Here is a 24,723-nt window from a genome sequence, read left to right on the forward strand (position 1 = left end):
ACAGCAGGAAAAAGAGAGAAAGAAAGGAAGCCCAATATCCAGGGCCTCCTTGTCCGTTACTGCAGTTTTTCAAGAATGCGCCAGGCGGCCTCGACGCGAACAGGGTTTGGGTAGCTCTTGTTTGCCAGCATCACGATGCCAAGGTTTTTTTCTGGAACGAAAGCAACATAGCTGCCGAATCCGCCAGTGGAGCCCGTTTTATGCACCCATGAGGCTTTCATGGCAGGCGCGGGCGGGTTTACCTCAACGGCAGGAAGCGCTGCCAGTGCCACTTTGCTGTCGCTACCGCTAATTATCGAATCGGCCTTCACCGGCCAGTTCAGCATCTCCCAACCCAGGCCCTGGTACATATCGCCAACACGCCAGTAACGTGACTGCGCAAGCTCGATGCCCTGCTGGAGCGTTTTCTCCTGAACCTGGCTGGCGTCCATGTTGGCCTGAACCCAACGGGTCATATCGATAACGCTCGATTTCACCCCGTAGGCTTCAGCATCAAGTTGGCCAGGGGATACATGCACAGGTTTTCCTTCGCGATAACCCCAGGCATAATCTTTTTGTTCGCTCTGCGGAACCGTAATCCAGGTATGCGCCAGTTTTAAGGGGTGCAGGACGCGTTTGGTCATCGCCTCTTCGTAGCTCATGCCCGAGGGTTTCACCGCCAGGGCGCCAAACAGACCAATGCTGGAGTTAGCATAAAGACGTTTAGCGCCTGGGGCCCATTGCGGCTGCCAGTTTTGATAAAAGCGTAGTAACGCGGCTTTATCCGTAACGTCGTCCGGAACCTGAAGCGGCAGGCCGCCTGCCGTGTAGGTGGCTAAGTGCAGCAGGCTGATACCCTGCCACTGCTTACCAGTCAGTTCAGGCCAGTACTGCGTGACCGGATCGCTGAGCTTAATTTCGCCGCGGGCGATAGCATCGCCGCCCAGCACGCCGTTGAACGTTTTACTGACCGAACCGAGTTCAAACAGCGTTTGTTGAGTGACTGGACGGTTATTGGCGATATCGGCTTTACCCCAGGTAAAGTAATAAGGTTTCCCCTGATAGATAATCGCAACGGCCATGCCCGGAATTGCCTGCTCCTGCATCAGCGGTGTGATGGTGCGGTTAACGATATCGGCAATTTGTTGTTCTGTTTTTGCGGCGGCAAACGTGGAGAAAGAAGCTGTCAGCAGCAGCGCGCAGCATATCGATTTTTTCATCATGAAATCAGTTCCGTAATTAAAAGCGAAAGGGTGTCCGGGCCCGTCAGACGTAATCAGTGTGTTTGATTTGCACCGTGTTGACAAACGGTTAAATTTAGCAGCAGATATAAGTTTTTCTAACAGGCCAGATAATGACGCGTAGCTATATCCCTCTTAACTCGCTGCGGGCTTTTGAAGCAGCGGCCAGACATCTCAGCTTTACCCGCGCTGCAATTGAGCTCAACGTGACGCATTCTGCAATAAGCCAACATGTGAAAGCGCTGGAGCAACAGCTGAATTGTCAGCTTTTTGTGCGTGGTTCTCGAGGGTTAATGTTGACGACTGAAGGGGAAAGTCTGTTACCTGTACTTAATGACTCTTTCGATCGTATGGCGGGGATGCTGGATCGTTTTGCCACTAAACAGACTCAGGAAAAACTAAAAATTGGCGTGGTGGGGACCTTTGCGGTCGGCTGTCTTTTCCCTCTGTTGAGCGACTTTAAGCGCCACTGTCCGCATATTGATTTGCATATCTCCACCCACAATAACCGTGTGGATCCCGCCGCCGAAGGGCTGGATTATACTATTCGCTACGGAGGAGGAGCCTGGCACGATACCGATGCGCAATATTTGTGTAGCGCGCTGATGTCTCCGCTGTGTTCACCGACATTGGCCTCGCAGATTAAAGCACCTGTGGACATCCTGAAATTTCCGTTATTACGATCGTATCGGCGTGATGAATGGACGCTTTGGATGCAGGCCGCCGGAGAAGCGCCTCCGTCACCGACGCACAACGTGGTGGTGTTTGACTCGTCCGTCTCAATGCTGGAAGCCGCGCAGGCGGGGATTGGTGTGGCAATTGCACCGGTAAGAATGTTCACGCATTTGCTCAGTAGTGAACGTATCGTGCAGCCTTTTCTAACGCAGATTGATCTGGGGAGTTACTGGATAACGCGTTTACAATCTCGTCCGGAGACGTCCGCGATGCGTGAGTTTTCCCGCTGGTTGACCGGGATGCTGCACTAATAAAAAGGCCCGCCATTGGCGGGCCTGATAATTAACGCATGCGATTAGATGGTCAGGATCCCAATAGCCGTTACAACGGTCAGGATAGCTGCCAGTCCGTAGAATACCCATTTGCCCGCAGGCACATGGATTTTCAGGTCATGCATCGCGTGGTGCATACGGTGTAAACCACACCACAGCGGCAGAACGATCATCAGGAACAGAAACGCACGTCCGATGAAGCTCTGAGCGAATGCCAGTACGCGTTCATAGCTGAAAGCATCAGGAACAAAGCCCAGCGGCAGCATAATGCCAACCAGCAGGATCATCACCGGCGCAATGATTGCGCTCCACATACCGCCTGCACCAAACAGGCCCCAGAATACGGGTTCGTCAGAGCGTTTTGGATTTGGATTAATCATTCCGGACTCCTTACCAGAACAGGGCAACAAACAGTATTACTACTGTCGCAACCACAGTAACTGCCCAGAGACCTTTGATGATCGGCTCTGGCCCCATTTTTTCGTCTTTTACGATGATGTTGGCAGCTTTTGGCGCCAGCTCAAACCAGGTTTTGGTATGCAGCAGCGCTGCTGCCAGGGCGATAATATTCAGGATCACCACCACCGGGTTTTGCAAAAAGGCGACAAAGCCCATCCAGGACTCTGCACCATGCTTGAGTGCAAACAGGCCGATAATCAGTTCAATGCTGAACCAGACTGCCGGAACCGCCGTGCCTTCGCGCAGCATGTAAAAACGATAAAATGGCAGCTTTTTCCACCAGGTGGACGTCATTGGTCGCACATAGGGTTTGCGTTTAGTCGTCATCGTGCACTCCTTAGCGTGGTTTCAGGGTAGCGATAAGAAAGTCTTTTGAACTTTCAACTTTACCCTGCTGAATGGCCGCAGCCGGATCGACGTGTTTCGGGCAGACTTCGGAGCAGTAGCCCACAAAAGTACAGGACCAGACACCGTTCGGGCTGTTCAACTGAGCCATACGCTCCTTCTTACCGTGGTCGCGGCTATCTTCGTTGTAACGATGCGCCAGCGTAATCGCAGCCGGTCCAATGAACTCTGGGTTCAGGCCGAACTGCGGGCACGCGGCGTAGCACAGACCACAGTTGATGCAACCGGAGAACTGATGATACTTCGCCATTTGCGCCGGAGTCTGGGTGTTTGGACCCTGATCCGGTGTACGCGGGTTACCGATGATGTACGGTTTGATCGCTTCCAGGCTTTCGATAAAGTGCGTCATGTCAACGACCAGATCGCGCTCAATCGGGAAGTTGCCCAGCGCTTCAACCTTCATGCCGTTGGTGTAATCACGCAGGAAGGTTTTGCACGCCAGTTTAGGTACATTGTTGACCATCATGCCGCAGGAGCCGCAGATCGCCATACGGCAGGACCAGCGGTAGCTCAGGTCCGGTGCCAGGTTATCCTTGATGTAGCCCAACGCATCCAGCAATGACGTGGTTTCATCATAAGGAACTTCGTAGAAAGCACTGTGCGGCGCGGTATCGGTTTCCGGGTTATAGCGCACCACCTCAACTTTCAGGTTTTTCATCTCAGCCATTCGCCTTCTCCTTCTTATCGGCTGCTTCCGCTTCGCCACCGTAAACACGTTTAGCCGGTGGCAGAGTGGTGATTTTCACGTCGCTGTATTCCAGGCGAGTCGTGCCGTCAGCATCGCGGAAGGCGAGGGTGTGTTTGAGGAAGTTCACATCGTCACGCTCGGTGCAGCCTTCATCCAGACGCTGATGCGCGCCGCGGGATTCTTTACGCGCCAGAGCAGAGTGCGCCATACATTCAGCAACGTTCAGACCGTGACCCAGTTCGATGGTGTACAGTAGGTCGGTGTTGAAGACGCTGGAGGTATCAGTGATACGTACGCGCTTGAAGCGTTCCTGCAGCTCCGCCAGTTTATCAACGGTTTTCTGCATGAGTTCCGGTGTACGGTAGATACCGCAACCTTCTTCCATGGACAGGCCCATTTCGTCACGGATCTTAGACCAGTTTTCGTTACCTTCCTGGTTAACCAGATCTTTCAGACGTTTTTCAACGCCAGCAACCTGCGCATCGAGCGCGGCACTGTTTGCAGCGCCAGCCGTTGCAGCACGTTCTGCAGCCTGTTCACCGGCCATACGACCGAAGACCACCAGTTCCGCCAGGGAGTTAGAACCCAGACGGTTAGCGCCATGCAGACCAACAGAGGAACATTCGCCCACAGCGAACAGACCTTTAATGCGGGTTTCACAGTGCTGATCGGTTTCGATACCGCCCATGGTGTAGTGCGCGGTAGGACGTACCGGGATCGGCTCTTTAACCGGATCGACACCCACGTAGGCTTTCGCCAGTTCGCAGATGAACGGTAAACGTTCGAGCAGTTTTTTCTCGCCGAGGTGACGCAGGTCGAGGTGAACCACATCGCCACGCGGGGTGGAAATGGTGTTGCCTTTACGCCATTCGTGCCAGAAAGCCTGAGAAACTTTGTCGCGCGGACCGAGTTCCATGTATTTGTTTTTCGGTTCGCCCAGCGGGGTTTCCGGACCCATGCCGTAGTCTTGCAGATAACGGTAGCCGTTTTTGTTGACCAGGATACCGCCTTCACCACGGCAGCCTTCGGTCATCAGGATACCAGAGCCTGGCAGACCCGTCGGGTGATACTGAACGAATTCCATATCACGCAGCGGAACGCCATGGCTCAGCGCCATGCCCATACCGTCGCCAGTTACGATGCCGCCGTTGGTGTTGTAACGGTAAACACGACCTGCGCCGCCCGTTGCCATCACAACAGCATTAGCACGGATCTGCATCAGCGTGCCTTCCATCATGTTCATGGCAACCAGGCCGCGAGCATGGCCATCATCAACCAGGATATCCAGAACGAAGTGTTCGTCAAAGCGCTGAATCTGCGGGAACTGCAAAGATGTTTGGAACAGCGTATGCAACATGTGGAAGCCGGTTTTATCCGCGGCAAACCAGGTACGCTCGATTTTCATACCGCCGAAGCGACGTACGTTGACGCTACCGTCTTCACGGCGGCTCCATGGGCAGCCCCATTGTTCCAGTTGCGTCATTTCAGTTGGGCAGTGGTGGACAAAGTAATCCACGACATCCTGCTCACACAGCCAGTCTCCGCCTGCTACCGTATCGTGAAAATGGTAGTCAAAGCTGTCATGATCCTGCGCGACAGCAGCAGAGCCGCCTTCGGCAGCAACGGTATGGCTGCGCATTGGGTACACTTTTGAGATCAGTGCGATTTTAGCGTTGGGATTTGCTTGTGCGGCAGCAATTGCAGCACGTAATCCCGCGCCACCGGCGCCTATAATGGCAAGATCGGCTTGAAAGGTTTGCACGACATTCCTCCAGATTGTTGTTATTTCATTCCTGCCTGAAATCAGATGCTTCATCGGCTTCAAACAGGTTATGAACGCGTTTCCACTGCTCCTTTATAGGTACAATAGTATAGTCTCAGGGATGTGCGGGAAATTTGACGTGTTCGATTTTTTTAGCGTGTCAAAGGGGGGAATTATCATTGAATTTGATTAATTTAATTACTAAACCACCCCATGTCGCTTTTTTTATCCAATTGCCAGTGTGGATTATTGGCGCGCGAAATTTGTCTCGTTAACGCGATACGAGTAGACTTCGTGCCCTTGTCTTAAATCGGAGAAACAACCATGAGCGAAACGGCAACCTGGCAGCCGAGCGCGTCCATCCCCAATCTGTTAAAACGTGCAGCAATTATAGCGGAGATTCGCCGCTTTTTTGCCGATCGTGGCGTGCTTGAGGTTGAGACCCCTTGTATGAGTCAGGCAACGGTAACGGACATCCATCTGTTCCCGTTCGAAACGCGTTTCGTCGGCCCTGGACACGCCCAGGGAATGAATCTCTATTTAATGACCAGCCCGGAATACCATATGAAGCGCCTGCTGGTGGCAGGATGCGGCCCGGTGTATCAATTGTGCCGCAGCTTCCGTAATGAAGAGATGGGGCGTCATCATAACCCTGAATTCACCATGCTCGAGTGGTATCGTCCGCACTACGATATGTATCGCCTGATGAATGAAGTGGATGATTTGCTCCAGCAGGTGCTGGACTGCTCACCTGCGGAAAGTCTCTCTTACCAGCAAGCCTTCCAGCGCCATCTGGAGATAGACCCGCTGTCTGCTGATAAAACCCAACTGCGGGAAGTGGCGGCGAAATTGGATCTCAGTAATATCGCCGATACCGAAGAAGACCGGGACACCTTACTGCAGTTGCTGTTTACGATGGGCGTTGAGCCGCATATTGGCAAAGACAAACCGACGTTTGTGTATCATTTCCCGGCCAGCCAGGCATCACTGGCGCAAATCAGTACCGAAGATCACCGCGTGGCTGAACGTTTCGAGGTTTACTACAAAGGTATTGAGCTGGCGAATGGTTTCCATGAATTGACCGACGCGCGCGAACAGCAGCAGCGGTTTGAACAGGATAACCGCAAACGTGCCGCGCGTGGCTTGCCGCAGCAGCCTATCGACTCCAACCTGCTTGAAGCGTTAAAAGTGGGTATGCCGGATTGCTCTGGCGTGGCGCTGGGCGTTGACCGTCTGGTGATGCTGGCGCTGGGTGCAGAGAGCCTGGCCGAGGTTATCGCATTTACCGTCGATCGCGCGTAACGTCTCTCCTTCAATACAAAGTGGCGGTGAAATAGCCACTTTGTAGCATATTTTTTCATTTACCCTCTAATAGCCACAATTTACTCCTGGATATTTGATATCGTTCAGGTATCAATTCTGTGTTGATTTTTCTATCGCTGAACTCTGAAAAGAGGGCAGTGCCAACCGGTGAGTGGCGTTTGTTAAACGCTTGCCAGAGTAAGGGATGGTTTAATGACCCAAACAATAAAAAAGATGAGCCTTATAGGTCTCATCCTCATGATATTTACGTCTGTTTTCGGTTTTGCGAATAGCCCCTCCGCATTCTATCTAATGGGGTATAGCGCGATTCCGTGGTATATATTTTCTGCATTATTATTCTTTATCCCATTTGCTTTAATGATGGCGGAAATGGGGGCTGCCTATCGGAAAGAAGAGGGCGGAATCTATTCGTGGATGAATAATAGCGTTGGGCCACGCTATGCGTTTATCGGCACGTTTATGTGATTTTCTTCCTATGTGATATGGATGGTAAGCACCGCAGCGAAAGTTTGGGTACCTTTTTCAACCTTCTTATTTGGCGCAGACATGACGCAGCACTGGCGTTTTGCGGGGCTTGAGCCTACGCAGGTCGTCGGGTTGCTCGCCGTCGGTTGGATGATTCTGGTAACCTGCGTGGCCTCCCGGGGTATTAATAAGATTGCTCGTATTACGGCAGTAGGCGGAATTGCCGTAATGTGTCTTAATTTAGTTCTGTTGTTAGTGAGTGTCGCTATTTTGTTATTAACTGGTGGTCACTTTGCGCAGGATATTAATTTCATCTCCTCGCCTAATCCGGGATATCAGTCCGGTCTGGCCATGTTGTCATTTGTTGTGTTTGCTATTTTTGCTTACGGCGGAATAGAAGCCGTGGGTGGATTAGTTGATAAAACAGAAAAGCCAGAAAAGAACTTTGCGAAAGGCATTGTCTTTGCCGCGATTGTCATTTCTGTCGGTTATTCACTGGCCATATTTTTATGGGGCGTTAGCACCAACTGGCAGCAAGTATTAAGCAATAGCTCGGTCAACCTCGGCAATATAACGTATATCCTGATGAAAAGCCTCGGGATGACGTTAGGTAACGCGCTGCATGTTTCTCCTGAAACCGCGATGGTGACGGGGGTGTGGTTCGCGCGTATCACCGGGCTTTCTATGTTTCTCGCCTATACCGGCGCTTTTTTCACGCTCAGCTATTCGCCACTAAAAGCGATTATTCAGGGAACGCCGAAGGCGCTGTGGCCAGCGCCGATGACCAAACTGAATGCCGTGGGGATGCCGACGACGGCAATGTGGTTGCAGTGCCTGCTGGTGAGCCTGTTTATCCTGCTGGTTTCGTTTGGCGGCGATACGGCTTCAGCGTTCTATAACAAACTGACGCTGATGGCGAACGTCTCGATGACGCTACCGTATCTGTTCCTCGCGCTGGCGTTTCCGTTCTTTAAAGCCCGTACGGGCCTGGAAAGACCGTTTGTTGTCTTTAAAACCCGAGCGGCGACGTTACTGGCCACATCTGTGGTTGTGCTGGTGGTGACGTTTGCCAATTTGTTCACCATCATCCAGCCGGTGATTGAAGCTGGGGACTGGAACAGCGCATTGTGGATGACCGGAGGCCCGATCTTCTTCTCGCTGTTGGCAATGGCGATTTATCAGAACTACAGCCGCCGCACGGCCAACGAGCCTGAGTGGGCGGTGGAGTAAACTTCCTGCTGAATCCGGCCTACAAAAATGATTCTTCGTAGGCCGGATTCGGCGAAGCTGCCATCCGGCATCATTTTTGTTTACAAACTCCCCGCCGGGCGACTGCTTCTGCCCGCAGAACTTAAGGTTCTTCCCGTTTGCTTACCGCCGAGGCTCTCCAGACGCATCTGGAACGGTGGGAACGGCATATCGATACCGTGCTCACGGAAGCCAGCCAGAATCAGCTGGTGGATTTCGTGGCGCAGCGGCATACGATGCCCCATCTCAGCGGCATAAATACGCAGTTCGAAGATTTGAATCCCTTGCTGCAGGTCAACCAGGAAGACTTCTGGCGCCGGGTTATCGATAACCAGCGAGCAGCGTTGTGCGGCAGTAAGCAGGATCTGCGTAACCTCCTCGCTGTTAGCCTCCGACGGTGCCGGGATGGTTAATACCACACGGGTGACCGAATCAGATAACGACCAGTTGATAAACTGCTCGGTGATAAAGGCTTTGTTGGGCACGATGATCTCTTTGCGGTCCCAGTCGCTGATGGTCGTGGCGCGGGTATTAATTTTCGTCACGCTACCGGTAAGATCGCGAATCGTCACCGTGTCGCCAATGCGGATTGGCTTTTCAAAGAGGATAATCAGGCCGGAAATAAAGTTGGCGAAGATCTCCTGCAAACCAAAGCCCAGACCGACACCGAGAGCCGCTACCAGCCATTGCAGTTTGGACCACTCAATACCGATCATTGAGAAGCCAACCAGACCGCCAATCAGCATCAGCAGGTACTTGGTGATGGTGGTGATGGCGTAACCGGTGCCGGGGGTTAAATCGAGATGTTGCAGCAGCGCCAGCTCCAGCAGCGCGGGCAGGTTGCGCACTAACTGGGTAGTGATGATAAACACCAGGATTGCGATAAGCACCGCACCCAGCGTTATCGGCTCTAAACTTTCCACACCCTGCACCGTGGAGGTGACATCCCACAACGAGATGTTTTCCAGGAAGCCGAAAGCGGAATGAATTTCTGACCACAGCACAATGACCGAGAGCAGGGCGATAAGCATCAGGATAGAGCGCACCAGGCGCAGTGATTGCGCGCTGATAGCATCCAGATCCACTTCGCTTTCATCAACATCAATCGTGCCTTCAAGGCTGGTGGAATGCGCTGGTTCTTCTTCACCCCGTGCGCGCTGCGCCAGCATTTCGGCACGTCGATGCTTGGCGCGGTCAAACGCCAGTCGGCGGCGCTGGATCAGCATCCAGCGGCGGATAACGTGATACACCACCAGTAACAAGAACCAGATAGCTACGGACGTTTCCAGACGCGCCAGTAAAGCTTGCGACGTGGCGAGATAGCCCACTGCCGCAGCGAGAATGGCAATCAGCGGTGCGCCCATCAGCATATTCCACAGCATGCTGTTGACCATGTTATCGCTGTTGCCTTCTTTATCGAGGTACAGCGGTATCCCGGCGCGTTTCAGGCTCAGGGTCACGACCGCCAGCGCACCGCAAATCAGAATAAAGCACAGACGCCCCAGTGAGGCGGAGAATTCCCGGTCATTGAGATTATCAAACATAATCACCGCCATGATCAGCGGCACAATCAGCCCGATACTCATCAGGTAATAGTGCATGGCTTTCGCGACGCGGTTACGCGGCCAGCCAAAGTGGGCAATGAACAGACCGTTGGGGCGCGCAAAGGTGGCGCAAATCATTACTGCCCACAGCATGGGCACCGTGGCGGTAACGCCATCCCCGATAGCGACAGCTAATGGATAAGGCCAGGCTTCCTGCAATCCGTAACCGAGCGTTGCCCACAGCACCGGCAACGGAGAAGCGACGAGTATCGACCAGAACACCGTGCGTATCGTCAGCCAGAAGTGGTCCTGGGTGACTTTCCCGACCCGCGCAGATGAACGCTCCAGAAAACGGGTGAAGTGTTTGCGCGAAGAGAGGCTAAAGCCAACCAGCACCAATGCCGCGAAAAGCGGCAGCAGCGTTTCTTTGCTGGTCAGCATCATGATGCTGGCTTTGCCCAACTGATTAAACGTATCTAATGAGATCAGACGCCGCAGATCCTGGACGATGTCGACAGGCCAGGAGAGGGAGATGGGGCTAACGTCCGAGGTCCAGAACAGATAGCGGTGCGTTGCTTCGTTGACCTCTTTTAGCGCATCTTCCAGTTGGCTATTAGAGACTTTGAGCTTGGTCAGCTCAAGGATCAGCGTATCGCCACCCTGTAACAAAGAGTTCAGCAGCTCACGTTGGGTGCGTAACTGGGCGTTGAGAATGCTGCTCTGTTCAGCGGTCAGCGGTTGTCCATCGGCCTGATGAATCTGACGCAACTGCGGCTGTTTGTTGAGGAGATCCTCATAGCGCATACGGTGCACGCGAAGCTGCGCCATTTCGGTATCCAACTGCTGAGGCTTGGGCATTTCCGGTAAACGGGATACCTGCGCGCGCAGCGCTTCTCCCAGCATATTTGAGACCCCAAGCCACTGAGACTGCTCTCTCAGCGTATTCAATGCCTGGCGCACCTGTAGCGTTTGGCTGGCGGCTTGACGCTGTTGCGAGGCGACCAGGTCCATACGTTGCGCCTGCTGGTTTAATGCCTGAGACAGTTCGCGGTTAACCTTGAACTGGTCGACAATACCTTCCGGCAGTCCCGCGCTGTTTTCCGCCAACAGTTCGGTGCTTTCCAGCGCTCGCTCTGCCTCACGCTGACGTTGACTGTTGAGCTGGTTGCGCAAAGCCTGCAGGTAAGTATCGAGTTGCTGGCTCTGTTTTTCCGCCAGCTCTGAGCGCATACGCGCCAGTTCCTGGCGGTTATTAGCGGAAAGCTGCGCCAGCTCCAGTTCATCGACCAGGGCTTTGAGTTTGGCGGATTCAGCCTGCATCGCCTGATTCTGCGCGGGATTAGAGTTGGCGGTACCGATACGTCGCTCAAGCTCATTTAGCTGGCGGCGAGCATCGGTTTGCTGTTGAGGAAGCTGGCTTAACGAGTCGGCGATTTCCCGGGCGCGATCCTGCTCCTGCTGGGCCTGACGACTCTTTTCCAACAGTTGGCTGCTGACCTGGAGGATCTCCTGGTTTAACGCATCGGTGGTGAGTCCGGTTGGCACATTGCGCGGTTCGTCGCGCAGGTTGCTAAGCTGCGCGCGTAATGTTGCGGACAGCTTGGGGAAGTTATCAATAACCTGCTGATATTGCTGGGCACGCTCGAGAGAACCTTTACGCTCCTCGAGGGCATTCAGCGCGGACTGGAGAGCCTCAACGGTTTCTGGCTGAGCAGGTTTCGCCGCTTTTGCCTGCTCCAGTTCCTGGGTGAGTTGTTTGGCATCGGGGGCCGTCGCAGCGTACGCCCCCAGGCTGAGGCACCAGGCCATCAGAAAAGTGATAATCAGGCGCACAGCAGCGATTCCTATGTTTAACTTTCGTCTTTTTTGTCGTCAACCAGCGGGCTGGCGTCGTGTTCTGCTTCAATCTCTTCTTTCGCAAGCGGGGCTGGTTCTGCCTCTGGCGTCACGAATGTCTCGGTCGAGATGGCCATTGGCTGGCCGATTTTGGTCACTGAAAGGTCCTGCAACTGCTCAACCAGGTTAACTTTGCCAGGCGCGAACAGGTTGATAACGGTGGAACCGAGCTTAAAGCGGCCCATTTCCTGACCTTTCAGCAGCGCCACCGACCCTTCGCTTTCACCTTCCGGCCAGGTCCAGCGTTTGATGACGCCTTCACGCGGTGGGGTAATGGTGCCAGCCCATGCGGTTTCAATACTGCCGACGATGGTCGCGCCGACCAGAATCTGCACCATCGGGCCAAATTCGGTATCAAACAGACAGATTACGCGTTCGTTGCGTGCAAACAGGTTTGGAACGTTTTGCGCAGTCAGGATATTTACAGAGAAGAGATCGCCTGGCACGTACATCATTTCACGCAGGATACCGTTACACGGCATATGTACACGGTGGTAATCGCGTGGAGATAAGTAAGTGGTCACAAACGTACCGTTGCGGAATTTGTCCGCCATCTGGTAGTTGCCGGCCAGCAGTGCTTCAAGGGTATAGCTGTGTCCTTTGGCCTGCAGCAGTTTGTCTTCTTCGATGTTTCCTAACTGGTTAATCACGCCGTCAGCAGGCATGACCAGTACGTTTGGATCGGTGTTAATCGGGCGAACGTCGTCGCGCAGTGGGCGAACAAAGAAGTCGTTAAAGGTACGATAGCTGGCGGTGTCCGGCTTTTGCGCCTCTTTCATATCGACCTTGTAATATTTCACGAACAGATCGATAACCAGTTTAGTCAGCCATCCTGCTCGTTTGCTCGCACCCCAACCCGCTAGGCGAGTGAGCCATAGTTTCGGCAGAATGTATTGTAGCGAAAGCTTAAATGAGTTTAACAAGGTAGCCTCCAGGCCATAATTTGTTCCCGATCCGGCATATGGGCCGGATCCTGAAAAAAGGGGGACGATTCTAGCGATGCTTAGCTTAGTTGTCAGTTGTCTGTATCAGAAAAGTTTTTACGTGTTTTTACCTGCGCCATGCTTTCCAGGATGCGGTGATAATTTTCAAACCGAGTTTCGGCTATTGCCTCTTTTTCTACGGCCTCACGGATAGCGCAGCCTGGATCGGTATCATGCTTGCAGTCGCGGTATTTGCAGTGGCCCAGGTAGTCATGGAATTCGACAAAACCATGTGTGATTTGTTCCGGCTCCAGATGCCACAACCCGAACTCACGTACGCCAGGGGAGTCGATAACGTCACCACCGTGCGGGAAATGATACAGGCGAGAGGCAGTGGTGGTGTGCTGTCCAAGGCCAGAGTTGTCGGAGACATCGTTGGTCAGGATCTCTTCCTGCAGGCCGAGAAGATTATTGAGCAGGCTAGATTTACCAACGCCCGACTGACCGGCAAAAATGCTGATGCGATCGGTTAATGCTTCTTCAAGCGGTTTCAGGCCGTCTTTAGTGCGGCTTGATACCATCAACACGCGATAGCCAATGTGGCGATAAATATCCATCTGTTCGTTAACAAAGGCCATGCCTTCGTCATCCAGCAGATCGATCTTATTCAATACGATAATCGGTTCAACGTGTAGCGTTTCACAGGCTACCAGATACCGGTCGATAATATTGAGTGACAGCTCGGGTAAGATGGCTGAGACAATAACGATCTGGTTGATGTTGGCGGCAATGGGTTTTACCCCGTCGTAAAAGTCGGGACGTGTCAGTACCGAGGTACGCTCGTGTACCGCCTCAACGATGCCTTTGACATTCACGCCTTCTGCTGCTGCTTTTCCCGGGCGCCAGACAACGCGATCGCCGGTCACCAGCGAGCGAATTGTACGGCGGATGTTGCAGCGGTGAATCTCACCGTCAGTAGATTCCACGTCGGCATGCATGCCAAAACGGCTGATAACGATGCCTTCAGCGGTTTCGCCAAACAGGTTGTCGTCGTAGTCTGGCTTCTCCGTGGACGTTTTCAGACGACGCTGGTGATTGGCGTTCACACGGCGCTGTTGGCCTTTGGAGAGTTTATTCTTACTCAATCGGACTGACTCCTGGTCGCCCATAATGGGCAAAACATTTATGATACACGCAATTTTAGATGAATATAGTCACACTGAATGTGACGCTGAAGGGTGGAAAATAGCATGAGTGCCAATGAAAACAACCTGATTTGGATCGATCTGGAGATGACAGGTCTGGATCCCGAGCGCGATCGCATAATTGAGATAGCCACGCTGGTGACGGATGCCAACCTGAATATTCTGGCTGAAGGACCGACAATTGCGGTGCACCAGTCCGACGAACAGCTGGCATTAATGGATGACTGGAACGTACGTACGCATACCGGTAGTGGGCTAGTGGATCGCGTGAAGGCGAGCACCATGGGGGATCGTGAAGCTGAACTGGCTACGCTGGCTTTTTTGAAAGAGTGGGTTCCAGAAGGGAAATCACCTATCTGCGGCAACAGCATCGGTCAGGATCGTCGTTTCCTGTTTAAATACATGCCGGAGCTGGAGGCGTATTTCCATTATCGCTATCTTGACGTCAGTACGCTGAAAGAACTGGCGCGTCGTTGGAAGCCGGAAATTCTTGCTGGCTTCACCAAGCAGGGAACGCATCAGGCGATGGACGATATTCGTGAATCTGTTGCTGAGCTTGCTTACTATCGCGAACATTTTATTAAGCTTTGATTTTGTGGATGGTCGGGCGGCGCTGTGGCTTACCCGACCTACGAATATCGTTCCTGCGTGCTTGCACTGAGGTAGGATTGTCGCTAAATTAGACGACTTGCCGATAAATTCAGCACTTAAACAGAAAAACGAAAAAATCGCTTTTAAGGGGGTTGCAGCTAAACGGATTTCTCGTATAATGCGCCTCCCGTAACGACAGAGAATTACACGTTACGGCAGCAGCAAAAGCAGTACAAATTTGCGGGAATAGCTCAGTTGGTAGAGCACGACCTTGCCAAGGTCGGGGTCGCGAGTTCGAGTCTCGTTTCCCGCTCCAAAATTTGAAAGTGCTTGTAAAGCACAGACCACCAATCGCAGAATTTCGAATTGCGACAAGGCGGCAACTGAATGAGTCCTTAGAAGCTTACTAAAGTAAGTGACTTAGGCGAATGAAGGCAGCCAACGCAGTAGCGGTTCGAAAGACGAAGATTAAGCGGGAATAGCTCAGTTGGTAGAGCACGACCTTGCCAAGGTCGGGGTCGCGAGTTCGAGTCTCGTTTCCCGCTCCAAAATTTGAAAGTGCTTATGTCTACAAAGCACAGACACACCCAAGCGGGAATAGCTCAGTTGGTAGAGCACGACCTTGCCAAGGTCGGGGTCGCGAGTTCGAGTCTCGTTTCCCGCTCCAAATTCTTACCCCAATAAAAATATCCACAGCGAATAAATACGTTGGGGAAGTTTTGTTTCGTCATTGACATACTCTTGTAAACAGACTTATCCACAGGTTCGGGTATTATTCCTGGAATGCAAAAAACTTAGTCGGGTGAATAGTATCATTTTAACTCTTTGAAAATATTGAATTAATTATCATTTCAAATTGTTAATACGATCACTTGACGATTTTTTCCCTCTTGAATATCAATGTGTTTTTATTTTTATACACAAGCTGTGGATGACTTAAGCGTCACGCGGCAGACCCTTTTCAATGACCCTGACCAAACGTTGTTTCTTCGGTAACTGCACTTCAACTACGCAGGCATTTCGCTTCTCGATTTGCTGAGCAACCGCCCACTCTATGTGTTCGTCGAGAAGTGGGTGCTCACCTCTGCGACTTTCCAGCGCGTGAATAACGGCTTCATCCCATGGGGCATTACCCAGCGCAACGGCGATATTTCGCAGCCAGCGCAGGTGACCAATACGACGAATAGCAGACCCCTCCGTGACTTTTAAAAACCACGCTTCGCTCCAGCTAAACAGCTCTATTAACTCCGGAGCATGAAGCTGTTTGCGTGTGTTGAAGTCATCCTCTGTCGTCAACTGAGAGTAACGGTTCCACGGGCAAATGAGTTGGCAATCATCGCAGCCGTAAATTCGATTCCCCAACAGAGGACGAAATTCTTCCGGGATCGGGCCTTCCAGTTCGATAGTGAGATAAGAGATACAGCGGCGCGCATCTACCGTGTAGGGTTCAACGATGGCCCCGGTGGGACAGATGGTCATACAGGCGACGCATTTCCCGCATCCTTCTTCTACTGGGTTGTCGACCGGCAGGGGCAAATCGATCAGTAATTCCCCGAGGAAGAAAAATGAACCAGCTTCGCGATTGAGGATAAGTGAGTGCTTACCTGTCCAGCCAAGCCCGGCTTTTTCCGCTAATGGACGCTCAAGAATGGGCGCAGAATCGACAAAAGGTCTAAAATTCAGCGAAACGCAGTGCTGTTGAATCCTCTCCCCCAGCTTTTTTAAGCGGTTACGCAGCAGTTTATGGTAGTCGCGCCCAAGCGCGTAACGGCTGACGTAACCCAGAGAGGGGTTTTTTAACGTGCTGGCAAAGGCCGCATTGGCAGGAAGATAGTTCATACGTACGCTGATGACACGTAACGTACCGGGTAATAATTCGTGAGGTCGGGCGCGCATCATGCCGTGACGGGCCATCCAGTCCATCTCGCCGTGATAGTGTTTATCCAGCCAGGCCTGCAGTTTGGGCTCCGCTTCGCTGAGGTCGGTATCGGCAATACCGACCTGCTGAAAGCCAAGCTCCAGCCCCCACTGCTTAATATTTTGCGCTAACTGATTGAGATCGAGGGGCTCTGACATGACGGACCATACAATGAAGAAAAACCCCGCAAGTATACCACACTCCATTTGGCACGCCGATGACATCAGGCGGATGGAGCGAGAGGCGGCAGACAGTTTAGGACTGACGCTGTACGAGCTGATGCAACGGGCGGGAGAGGCGGCGTTTCAGGTCACCCGCGAGACATATCCAAACGCTCAGCACTGGCTGGTGCTATGTGGCCATGGCAACAACGGTGGTGATGGTTACGTGGTGGCAAGGCTTGCCAAAGCTCAGGGGCTTGATATTACGTTGCTGGCGCAGGAGAGTGATAAAGCGCTCCCCGAGGAAGCACAGCAGGCGCGCGACGCCTGGCTTAACGCCAGTGGCGTCATTCATGCTGCGGATATCAATTGGCCAGATCGCGTGGATGTCATTATTGATGCGCTGTCAGGCACGGGCTTAAAACACGCGCCGCGTGAGCCTCTCTCGGCATTGATCGAACGTGCCAATCACCATCCTGCCCCTGTCGTGGCGATAGACATTCCATCCGGCCTGCTGGCGCAGACGGGCGCGGCGCCGGGTGCGGTTATCAATGCTGCGCACACCGTGACCTTTATTGCGTTGAAGCCAGGTCTGCTAACCGGTAAAGCGCGCGATGTCACCGGACGCCTGCATGTTAACGCACTCGGTCTGGACGACTGGCTGGCGGGGCAGAACGCGCCGCTGCAACGGTTTGATGCTCAACAGCTTGTACACTGGTTAACGCCGCGTCGACCCACCTCGCACAAAGGCTCCCACGGTCGGCTGGTGATCATCGGTGGTGACCACGGCACGGCTGGCGCAATACGCATGGCCGGTGAAGCGGCGCTGCGTGCAGGAGCCGGGTTGGTCAAAGTGCTAACCCGAAGTGAAAATATTGCGCCTATTCTGACTGCCAGACCGGAACTGATGGTCGATGCGCTGACGCCGCAGACTCTGGAAGAGAGCCTGGCGTGGGCGGATGTTGTGGTGATAGGACCAGGGCTTGGTCAGCAGGAATGGGGTAAAAAAGCGCTGCAAAAGGTAGAGAATTTTCGCAAACCGATGCTCTGGGATGCGGATGCGCTGAACCTGCTGGCAATCAACCCCGATAAACGTCACAATCGCGTGATCACGCCGCATCCTGGTGAAGCCGCGCGACTTCTGGGCTGTTCCATTGCAGAAATTGAAGACGATCGATTACTTTGCGCACAACGTCTGGTAAAACGGTACGGAGGCGTCGTCGTGCTGAAAGGCGCGGGTACGGTTGTTGCTGCCGAACAGGCCGAATTGGGTATTATTGATACCGGCAATGCTGGAATGGCCAGCGGCGGAATGGGTGATGTGCTTTCCGGTATTATTGGCGCATTGCTCGGACAGAAGCTTACCCCGTATGATGCGGCATGTGCGGGATGTGTCGCGCACGGTGCGGCGGCGGATGTGCTGGCGGCGCGTTTTGGTACGCGCGGCATGCTGGCAACAGATCTCTTTACCACGCTACAGCGTATTGTTAACCCTGATGTGATTGACGTTTATCATGATGAATCGAGTAATTCCACTACCTGATGAGCAGGCGACTTTAGACCTGGGACTGCGGGTAGCCAAAGCCTGTGATGGCGCGACGGTAATTTATTTGTACGGCGACCTGGGGGCGGGTAAAACCACTTTCAGCCGGGGATTCCTGCAGGCGTTAGGTCACAAAGGAAATGTAAAAAGCCCCACCTATACGCTGGTTGAACCCTATTCGCTCGATAATTTGATGGTATATCACTTCGATCTGTACCGACTTGCGGACCCAGAGGAGCTGGAATTTATGGGGATCCGCGATTATTTTGCCAATGACGCCATCTGTCTGGTGGAATGGCCGCAACAAGGTAAAGGTGTACTGCCAGACCCGGACGTCGAAATACACATTGAATATCAGGCGCAAGGTCGAGAGGCGCGCATAAGCGCAGTCTCCTCATCGGGTGATTTATTGCTGGCGCGTTTAGCCGATTAACCTTAAGGGTGGCGGGATGATTTATCGCATCAGAAACTGGCTGATGGCAACACTGGTCCTGCTGTGCGCGCAGGCAGGAGCCGCCAGCCTCTCCGATCTTCAGGTGTCCAATGGCGATCAACAAGCGCGGATTACGCTGAGCTTTATTGGCGATCCTGAATACGCAGTTTCGCAGGACGGGAAACGAACCGTCGCGTTGGATATTAAACAAACCGGTGTGATTCAGGGGTTACCGCTGCTGTTTAGCGGCAATAATCTGGTGAAATCTATCCGTTCCGGCACGCCAAAAGATGCGCAGTCTCTGCGCCTGGTGGTGGATTTAACCGAGAACGGCAAAGCCGAAGCCGTAAAACGCCAGAACGGCGGCAATTATACCGTCGTGTTTACCATCAAAGCTGATGCGCCTCCGCCGCCTCCACCACCTCCAGTGGTTGCGAAGCGTGTTGAAGCGCCGGTTATCGCCCCGCGCCCTGCCGAGCCTGCGCGTAATCCGTTTAAAGCGGAAAACGATCGCACCACGATGGTAACCAACAGTAATACCTCCACACGACCTGCGGCGCGCGCCAGTACCAGTAACGGCGAAAAAGTAGTTATCGCCATTGATGCCGGACACGGCGGGCAGGATCCTGGCGCTATTGGTCCCGGTGGCACACGTGAGAAAAACGTCACGATTGCCGTGGCGCGCAAACTGCGCAGTTTGCTCAATGATGACCCGATGTTTAAAGGCGTACTCACCCGTGATGGCGATTACTTTATCTCGGTGATGGGGCGTTCAGACGTTGCGCGTAAACAAAACGCCAACTTCCTGGTCTCTATACATGCAGATGCCGCACCAAACCGGGATGCCACAGGTGCTTCCGTCTGGGTACTGTCAAACCGTCGGGCAAACAGTGAAATGGCCGGCTGGCTGGAACAGCACGAAAAGCAATCGGAACTGTTGGGGGGGGCGGGCGATGTGCTGGCAAACAGCCAGTCCGATCCTTATCTCAGCCAGGCCGTGTTGGATCTGCAGTTCGGTCATTCGCAACGCGTTGGGTATGATGTAGCGACCAGCATGATCGGCCAGTTAGAACGTATTGGCTCGATGCATAAGCGTCGTCCGGAACACGCCAGCCTTGGGGTATTACGTTCGCCTGATATCCCGTCAGTGCTGGTTGAAACCGGCTTTATCAGTAACAACAGCGAAGAGCGTCTGTTGGCGAGTGATGACTACCAGCAGCAGCTGGCCGAGGCAATTTACAAAGGATTGCGTAACTATTTCCAGGCGCACCCGATGCAAACCGGGCCTCAGGGCACACAGGCGCAAACCGCCAGTGCGGTATCGCCTGGTAACACGTTAACAAATTAAGGATTAGCCATGCCGATTCAGGTTCTACCGACACAGCTGGCGAACCAGATTGCCGCAGGCGAGGTGGTAGAACGGCCTGCGTCAGTGGTGAAGGAGCTGGTGGAAAACAGTATCGATGCCGGTGCGACGCGCATTGATATTGATATTGAGCGCGGCGGCGCGAAGCTTATCCGTATTCGTGACAACGGCTGCGGGATTAAAAAAGACGAGCTGGCGTTGGCGCTGGCACGTCATGCCACCAGTAAAATTTCCTCGCTTGACGATCTCGAAGCCATCGTGAGCCTCGGGTTTCGCGGCGAAGCGCTGGCCAGTATCAGCTCCGTTTCTCGTTTAACCCTGACGTCGCGTACGCAAGAACAACCTGAAGCCTGGCAAGCCTATGCCGAAGGGCGCGACATGGATGTGACGGTTAAACCCGCTGCGCATCCGGTGGGAACCACGCTGGAGGTGTTAGATCTGTTCTACAACACTCCGGCGCGGCGCAAGTTTATGCGCACCGAGAAAACTGAATTTAATCATATCGACGAAATAATCCGCCGCATTGCGCTGGCACGTTTTGATGTGACGATTAATTTGTCGCACAACGGCAAAGTGGTGCGTCAGTACCGGGCAGTGGCTGCGGATGGGCAGCAGGAGCGCCGACTGGGCGCGATTTGCGGCACGCCATTTCTGGAACATGCGCTGGCGATTGAATGGCAGCATGGCGATTTAACGCTGCGCGGCTGGGTGGCCGATCCGAACCACACAACGGCGGCACTGGCGGAAATCCAGTACTGCTATGTGAATGGCCGGATGATGCGCGACCGGTTGATCAATCATGCTATTCGTCAGGCCTGTGAAGATAAGCTGGGAGCCGATCAGCAGCCCGCTTTTGTGTTGTATCTGGAAATCGACCCGCATCAGGTGGATGTTAACGTACATCCCGCCAAACATGAGGTCCGTTTTCATCAGTCCCGCCTGGTGCATGATTTTATTTACCAGGGCGTGTTGAGCGTCCTGCAACAGCAGCTTGAAACGCCGCTGCCGTTGGCTGATGACGACGAGCCCGCGCCAAGGCACATCCCGGAAAACCGCGTCGCGGCCGGGCGTAACCATTTTGCCGAACCGGCCCCGGCGCGTGAACCTGCGACGCCGCATTACTCAGCATCTGCTGGCGCTGGCAGTAGTGGTGGCCGTCAGACGGGGGCCAGCTGGCCTCATGCCCAACCTGGATATCAAAAGCAGCAGAGTGAGATTTATCAGCAACTGCTACAGACGCCGGTTCCGCCGCGTAAAACGCCGGTTTCTGAAACGCCATCAGCACCTCTGACCGGCAACGGTCAGGGCTTTGGGCGGGTGCTAACCATTGTCGGTACGGACTGCGCATTACTCGAATGCGATGGTCATATTCGGTTGCTGGCATTGCCGGTGGCGGAACGTTGGCTACGTCAGGCGCAGTTAACGCCGGACCAGGGCGTCGTTTGCGCTCAGCCGTTACTGATCCCTTTACGTCTAAAAGTGACCGCTGATGAAAAAGCGGCGCTGCAAAAAGGGCAGAGCCAACTGGCTGAGTTGGGTATTGAATTTCAACTGGATGCACAGCATGTGACCATCCGGGCGGTGCCTTTACCCTTACGCCAACAAAATTTACAAATCTTGATTCCTGAACTGATAGGCTACCTGGCGCAGCAGTCCGAATTCGAACCGGGCAATATTGCACAGTGGATTGCACGTAATCTGATTAGCGAGCATCCGCAGTGGAGCATGGCTCAGGCGATTACGCTGTTAGCGGATGTTGAGCGGCTTTGTCCACAACTCGTGAAGGCGCCGCCGGGTGGTTTGTTACAACCTGTTGATTTACATTCGGTAATGAATGCCCTGAAACATGAGTGATACCCGTAAGGCGAGCCTGCCAAAGGCGATTTTTTTGATGGGGCCGACGGCCTCCGGTAAAACGGCACTGGCAATTGAATTGCGTAAAGTTTTGCCTGTAGAGTTGATAAGCGTTGATTCCGCCCTTATTTACAAGGGGATGGATATCGGTACAGCCAAGCCTGATGCAGATGAATTACAGGCCGCGCCGCACCGGTTGCTGGATATCCGCGATCCGTCCCAGGCGTACTCTGCTGCGGATTTTCGCCGCGATGCGTTAGCCGAGATGGCCGATATCACCGCCGCGGGGCGTATTCCGCTGCTGGTGGGCGGCACAATGTTATATTTCAAAGCCTTGCTTGAAGGGCTGTCGCCGTTACCGTCGGCAGATCCGGAAGTCAGGGCCAGAATTGAGCAGCAGGCGGCAGAGCATGGGTGGGACGTGTTACACCGACAGCTTCAGGAAATAGATCCGGTGGCTGCGGCGCGTATTCATCCAAATGATCCGCAAAGACTTTCCCGGGCACTGGAAGTTTTTTTCATTTCGGGTAAAACTTTAACGGAGCTGACGCAAACGTCAGGAGATGCTTTGCCGTATCAGGTGCATCAGTTTGCTATCGCCCCGGCGAGCCGTGAACTGCTCCATCAGCGAATTGAGCAGCGTTTTCATCAGATGTTGGCTTCAGGTTTTGAAGCAGAAGTCCGGGCGCTATTTGCCCGTGGAGATTTGCATACGGATTTGCCTTCCATTCGTTGTGTAGGGTATCGCCAGATGTGGTCATACATTGAAGGCGAAATTTCATACGATGAAATGGTTTATAGAGGTGTTTGCGCCACGAGGCAGTTGGCGAAGCGACAGGTAACCTGGTTGCGTGGTTGGGAAGGGGTGCACTGGCTTGACAGTGAAAAGCCTGACCAGGCGCGAAACGAAGTATTACAGGTTGTTGGTGCTATCGCGAACTGAATGTGTACAATTGAAACGTATCGTGCGCAATTTTTCAGAATCGAAAGGTTCAAAGTACAAATAAGCATATAAGGAAAAGAGAGAATGGCTAAGGGGCAATCTTTACAAGATCCGTTCCTGAACGCACTGCGTCGGGAACGTGTTCCAGTTTCTATTTATTTGGTGAATGGTATTAAGCTGCAAGGTCAAATCGAGTCTTTTGATCAGTTCGTGATCCTGTTGAAAAACACGGTCAGCCAGATGGTTTATAAGCACGCGATTTCTACTGTTGTCCCGTCTCGCCCGGTTTCTCATCACAGCAATAATGCCACCGGCGGCACTGGCAGCAACTACCATCACGGTAGCAACGCGCAAGGTTCATCTGCGCAACAGGACAGCGAAGAAACCGAATAAGGTTGTTAGCTGTTTTACACACGGGGAGCCAGCGATCCTGCGTTCCCCGTTGATATATATTAAGGGGTTGACGCTTGTTTGACCGTTATGATGCCGGTGAGCAGGCGGTACTGGTACACATCTATTTTTCGCAAGACAAAGATATGGAAGACCTCCAGGAGTTTGAATCTCTGGTTTCTTCCGCCGGTGTCGAAGCAATGCAGGTGATTACCGGGAGCCGTAAAGCACCGCACCCGAAGTATTTTGTTGGTGAAGGTAAGGCAATCGAAATTGCGGAAGCCGTAAAAGCGACTGGCGCTGCGGTGGTGATTTTTGATCATGCTCTAAGCCCCGCCCAGGAACGTAACCTGGAACAGTTGTGCCAGTGTCTTGTTATCGACAGGACAGGTCTTATTTTAGATATTTTTGCCCAGCGTGCGCGCACCCATGAGGGTAAGTTGCAGGTTGAGCTGGCGCAGTTGCGCCATATGGCTACTCGTCTGGTCCGTGGCTGGACCCACCTTGAAAGGCAAAAGGGCGGGATTGGTTTGCGCGGTCCGGGTGAAACCCAGCTCGAAACCGACCGTCGTTTGCTGCGTAATCGCATTTTGCAAATACAGTCGCGCCTGGAAAAAGTTGAAAAGCAACGTGAGCAGGGGCGACAGTCGCGCAAGAAAGCGGATGTCCCAACCGTATCACTGGTGGGATATACCAACGCCGGAAAATCCACCCTGTTCAACCAGATCACCGAAGCCCGGGTTTACGCAGCGGATCAGCTGTTTGCAACCCTGGACCCAACGCTGCGCCGTATAGACGTAGCGGACGTCGGTGAAACCGTGCTGGCGGATACCGTAGGGTTTATCCGTCATTTGCCGCACGACCTGGTGGCGGCGTTTAAGGCCACCCTGCAGGAAACGCGTCAGGCGACATTGCTGCTGCATGTTATTGATGCTGCAGATTTTCGTGTGCAGGAAAACATCGAGGCCGTCGACACGGTGCTCGAAGAGATCGATGCGCATGAGATCCCGACTCTGCTGGTGATGAATAAAATCGATATGCTGGATGATTTTGAACCACGTATCGACAGAGATGAAGAGAATAAACCCATTCGCGTTTGGGTTTCAGCGCAAACGGGAATAGGTATACCACAGCTTTTTCAGGCTTTGACTGAGCGACTTTCCGGTGAGGTGGCGCAGCATACGTTGCGTTTGCCGCCGCAGGAAGGGCGTCTGAGAAGCCGGTTTTACCAACTTCAGGCAATAGAAAGAGAGTGGATGGAGGAGGACGGCAGCGTAGGTCTGCAGGTTCGTATGCCGATCGTAGACTGGCGTCGCCTCTGTAAACAAGAACCGGCACTGGAAGACTATATTGTCTGACCTGACGGATATGGCCTGAAG

Annotated in this window: 19 protein-coding genes, 3 tRNA genes and 1 pseudogene; 14 read left to right on the forward strand and 9 right to left on the reverse strand. The window is 53.2% G+C overall.

What is annotated here, in order from left to right:
- Nucleotides 1-56 precede the first annotated feature (56 nt).
- Entirely contained in the window at nt 57-1,202 is a 1,146-nt protein-coding gene (gene blaCMY / locus OGV75_RS09310) for a CMY-2 family class C beta-lactamase (RefSeq protein ID WP_210591088.1), read from the reverse strand.
- A gap of 131 nt (nt 1,203-1,333) precedes the next feature.
- Between blaCMY and ampR the strand changes: the two genes are divergently transcribed.
- Entirely contained in the window at nt 1,334-2,206 is an 873-nt protein-coding gene (gene ampR, locus OGV75_RS09315) for a LysR family transcriptional regulator AmpR (RefSeq protein WP_016151400.1), read from the forward strand.
- Nucleotides 2,207-2,250: 44 nt separating this feature from the next.
- Here the strand turns inward: ampR and frdD are convergent, their stop codons facing one another.
- The 4 genes from frdD to frdA are packed head-to-tail and all read right to left on the reverse strand — an operon-like array spanning nt 2,251 to nt 5,541.
- On the reverse strand, nt 2,251-2,607 hold the full coding sequence (gene frdD, locus OGV75_RS09320; RefSeq protein ID WP_003025535.1) for a fumarate reductase subunit FrdD: 357 nt from the start codon (nt 2,605-2,607) through the stop codon (nt 2,251-2,253).
- 10 nt (nt 2,608-2,617) lie between these two features.
- On the reverse strand, nt 2,618-3,013 hold the full coding sequence (gene frdC / locus OGV75_RS09325) for a fumarate reductase subunit FrdC (RefSeq protein WP_016151401.1): 396 nt from the start codon (nt 3,011-3,013) through the stop codon (nt 2,618-2,620).
- Between the two features lie 10 nt (nt 3,014-3,023).
- Nucleotides 3,024-3,758: a fumarate reductase iron-sulfur protein gene (frdB, locus tag OGV75_RS09330; RefSeq protein WP_006686291.1), complete on the reverse strand. Its 735-nt coding sequence runs from the start codon at nt 3,756-3,758 to the stop codon at nt 3,024-3,026.
- Complete coding sequence (gene frdA, locus OGV75_RS09335) at nt 3,751-5,541, reverse strand: fumarate reductase (quinol) flavoprotein subunit (protein WP_016151402.1); 1,791 nt, start codon at nt 5,539-5,541, stop codon at nt 3,751-3,753. The genes frdB and frdA overlap by 8 nt, the downstream gene beginning before the upstream one ends.
- A gap of 324 nt (nt 5,542-5,865) precedes the next feature.
- Between frdA and epmA the strand changes: the two genes are divergently transcribed.
- Together epmA and yjeM are read left to right on the forward strand one after the other, a co-directional pair.
- A complete protein-coding gene (gene epmA / locus OGV75_RS09340; protein WP_286480589.1) occupies nt 5,866-6,843 on the forward strand; it encodes an elongation factor P--(R)-beta-lysine ligase in 978 nt (325 codons plus the stop codon).
- A gap of 213 nt (nt 6,844-7,056) precedes the next feature.
- Nucleotides 7,057-8,559, forward strand: a pseudogene (gene yjeM, locus OGV75_RS09345) (glutamate/gamma-aminobutyrate family transporter YjeM).
- An 80-nt stretch (nt 8,560-8,639) separates the two neighbouring features.
- Here yjeM and mscM read toward each other — a convergent pair.
- The 3 genes from mscM to rsgA all read right to left on the reverse strand — a co-directional run bounded on the left by mscM (nt 8,640) and on the right by rsgA (nt 14,085).
- Complete coding sequence (mscM, locus tag OGV75_RS09350) at nt 8,640-11,954, reverse strand: miniconductance mechanosensitive channel MscM (RefSeq protein WP_016151404.1); 3,315 nt, start codon at nt 11,952-11,954, stop codon at nt 8,640-8,642.
- Nucleotides 11,955-11,971: 17 nt separating this feature from the next.
- A complete protein-coding gene (gene asd, locus OGV75_RS09355; protein WP_016155504.1) occupies nt 11,972-12,940 on the reverse strand; it encodes an archaetidylserine decarboxylase in 969 nt (322 codons plus the stop codon).
- Between the two features lie 92 nt (nt 12,941-13,032).
- Entirely contained in the window at nt 13,033-14,085 is a 1,053-nt protein-coding gene (gene rsgA, locus OGV75_RS09360) for a small ribosomal subunit biogenesis GTPase RsgA (protein ID WP_200014284.1), read from the reverse strand.
- A 105-nt stretch (nt 14,086-14,190) separates the two neighbouring features.
- Between rsgA and orn the strand changes: the two genes are divergently transcribed.
- From orn to OGV75_RS09380, 4 genes are all read left to right on the forward strand, one after another.
- Complete coding sequence (gene orn / locus OGV75_RS09365) at nt 14,191-14,736, forward strand: oligoribonuclease (RefSeq protein WP_016151407.1); 546 nt, start codon at nt 14,191-14,193, stop codon at nt 14,734-14,736.
- Nucleotides 14,737-14,976: 240 nt separating this feature from the next.
- A tRNA-Gly gene (locus OGV75_RS09370) sits at nt 14,977-15,052 on the forward strand.
- A gap of 156 nt (nt 15,053-15,208) precedes the next feature.
- Nucleotides 15,209-15,284, forward strand: a tRNA-Gly gene (locus OGV75_RS09375).
- A 43-nt stretch (nt 15,285-15,327) separates the two neighbouring features.
- A tRNA-Gly gene (locus OGV75_RS09380) sits at nt 15,328-15,403 on the forward strand.
- 269 nt (nt 15,404-15,672) lie between these two features.
- Here the strand turns inward: OGV75_RS09380 and queG are convergent.
- Nucleotides 15,673-16,812 (reverse strand): tRNA epoxyqueuosine(34) reductase QueG, encoded by a 1,140-nt coding sequence (queG, locus tag OGV75_RS09385; protein WP_047414961.1) that lies wholly within the window; start codon nt 16,810-16,812, stop codon nt 15,673-15,675.
- Between queG and nnr the strand changes: the two genes are divergently transcribed.
- The 7 genes from nnr to hflX all read left to right on the forward strand — a co-directional run bounded on the left by nnr (nt 16,811) and on the right by hflX (nt 24,702).
- Complete coding sequence (gene nnr, locus OGV75_RS09390) at nt 16,811-18,358, forward strand: bifunctional ADP-dependent NAD(P)H-hydrate dehydratase/NAD(P)H-hydrate epimerase (RefSeq protein ID WP_286480591.1); 1,548 nt, start codon at nt 16,811-16,813, stop codon at nt 18,356-18,358. The genes queG and nnr overlap by 2 nt on opposite strands.
- On the forward strand, nt 18,330-18,791 hold the full coding sequence (tsaE, locus tag OGV75_RS09395; protein WP_016151410.1) for a tRNA (adenosine(37)-N6)-threonylcarbamoyltransferase complex ATPase subunit type 1 TsaE: 462 nt from the start codon (nt 18,330-18,332) through the stop codon (nt 18,789-18,791). Before nnr ends, tsaE begins: the two co-directional genes overlap by 29 nt.
- Nucleotides 18,792-18,807: 16 nt before the next feature.
- Nucleotides 18,808-20,139 carry an N-acetylmuramoyl-L-alanine amidase AmiB gene (gene amiB / locus OGV75_RS09400; protein ID WP_065554875.1) on the forward strand — a complete coding sequence of 444 codons (1,332 nt, stop codon included), beginning with the start codon at nt 18,808-18,810 and terminating at the stop codon, nt 20,137-20,139.
- Nucleotides 20,140-20,148: 9 nt separating this feature from the next.
- Complete coding sequence (mutL, locus tag OGV75_RS09405; protein WP_286480593.1) at nt 20,149-22,011, forward strand: DNA mismatch repair endonuclease MutL; 1,863 nt, start codon at nt 20,149-20,151, stop codon at nt 22,009-22,011.
- Nucleotides 22,004-22,954 carry a tRNA (adenosine(37)-N6)-dimethylallyltransferase MiaA gene (gene miaA / locus OGV75_RS09410; RefSeq protein WP_047358898.1) on the forward strand — a complete coding sequence of 317 codons (951 nt, stop codon included), beginning with the start codon at nt 22,004-22,006 and terminating at the stop codon, nt 22,952-22,954. The genes mutL and miaA overlap by 8 nt, the downstream gene beginning before the upstream one ends.
- 84 nt (nt 22,955-23,038) lie before the next feature.
- On the forward strand, nt 23,039-23,347 hold the full coding sequence (gene hfq / locus OGV75_RS09415) for an RNA chaperone Hfq (protein ID WP_003025584.1): 309 nt from the start codon (nt 23,039-23,041) through the stop codon (nt 23,345-23,347).
- 74 nt (nt 23,348-23,421) lie between these two features.
- A complete protein-coding gene (gene hflX, locus OGV75_RS09420) occupies nt 23,422-24,702 on the forward strand; it encodes a ribosome rescue GTPase HflX (RefSeq protein WP_016151415.1) in 1,281 nt (426 codons plus the stop codon).
- The last annotated feature ends 21 nt before the right edge of the window (nt 24,703-24,723 follow it).

This window comes from Citrobacter sp. Cb028 (genome assembly GCF_030336705.1).
Classification (GTDB): Bacteria; Pseudomonadota; Gammaproteobacteria; order Enterobacterales; family Enterobacteriaceae; genus Citrobacter; species Citrobacter braakii.

What these genes read in the sequence shown, in the direction of transcription:
- frdC (WP_016151401.1), bottom strand. Translation starts at nt 3,013, where the DNA reads ATGACGACTAAACGCAAACCCTATGTGCGACCAATGACGTCCACCTGG.
- blaCMY (WP_210591088.1), bottom strand. Translation starts at nt 1,202, where the DNA reads ATGATGAAAAAATCGATATGCTGCGCGCTGCTGCTGACAGCTTCTTTC.
- miaA (WP_047358898.1), top strand. Translation starts at nt 22,004, where the DNA reads ATGAGTGATACCCGTAAGGCGAGCCTGCCAAAGGCGATTTTTTTGATG.
- orn (WP_016151407.1), top strand. Translation starts at nt 14,191, where the DNA reads ATGAGTGCCAATGAAAACAACCTGATTTGGATCGATCTGGAGATGACA.
- frdD (WP_003025535.1), bottom strand. Translation starts at nt 2,607, where the DNA reads ATGATTAATCCAAATCCAAAACGCTCTGACGAACCCGTATTCTGGGGC.
- frdB (WP_006686291.1), bottom strand. Translation starts at nt 3,758, where the DNA reads ATGGCTGAGATGAAAAACCTGAAAGTTGAGGTGGTGCGCTATAACCCG.
- queG (WP_047414961.1), bottom strand. Translation starts at nt 16,812, where the DNA reads ATGTCAGAGCCCCTCGATCTCAATCAGTTAGCGCAAAATATTAAGCAG.
- amiB (WP_065554875.1), top strand. Translation starts at nt 18,808, where the DNA reads ATGATTTATCGCATCAGAAACTGGCTGATGGCAACACTGGTCCTGCTG.
- nnr (WP_286480591.1), top strand. Translation starts at nt 16,811, where the DNA reads ATGACGGACCATACAATGAAGAAAAACCCCGCAAGTATACCACACTCC.
- mutL (WP_286480593.1), top strand. Translation starts at nt 20,149, where the DNA reads ATGCCGATTCAGGTTCTACCGACACAGCTGGCGAACCAGATTGCCGCA.
- ampR (WP_016151400.1), top strand. Translation starts at nt 1,334, where the DNA reads ATGACGCGTAGCTATATCCCTCTTAACTCGCTGCGGGCTTTTGAAGCA.
- epmA (WP_286480589.1), top strand. Translation starts at nt 5,866, where the DNA reads ATGAGCGAAACGGCAACCTGGCAGCCGAGCGCGTCCATCCCCAATCTG.
- tsaE (WP_016151410.1), top strand. Translation starts at nt 18,330, where the DNA reads ATGATGAATCGAGTAATTCCACTACCTGATGAGCAGGCGACTTTAGAC.
- hfq (WP_003025584.1), top strand. Translation starts at nt 23,039, where the DNA reads ATGGCTAAGGGGCAATCTTTACAAGATCCGTTCCTGAACGCACTGCGT.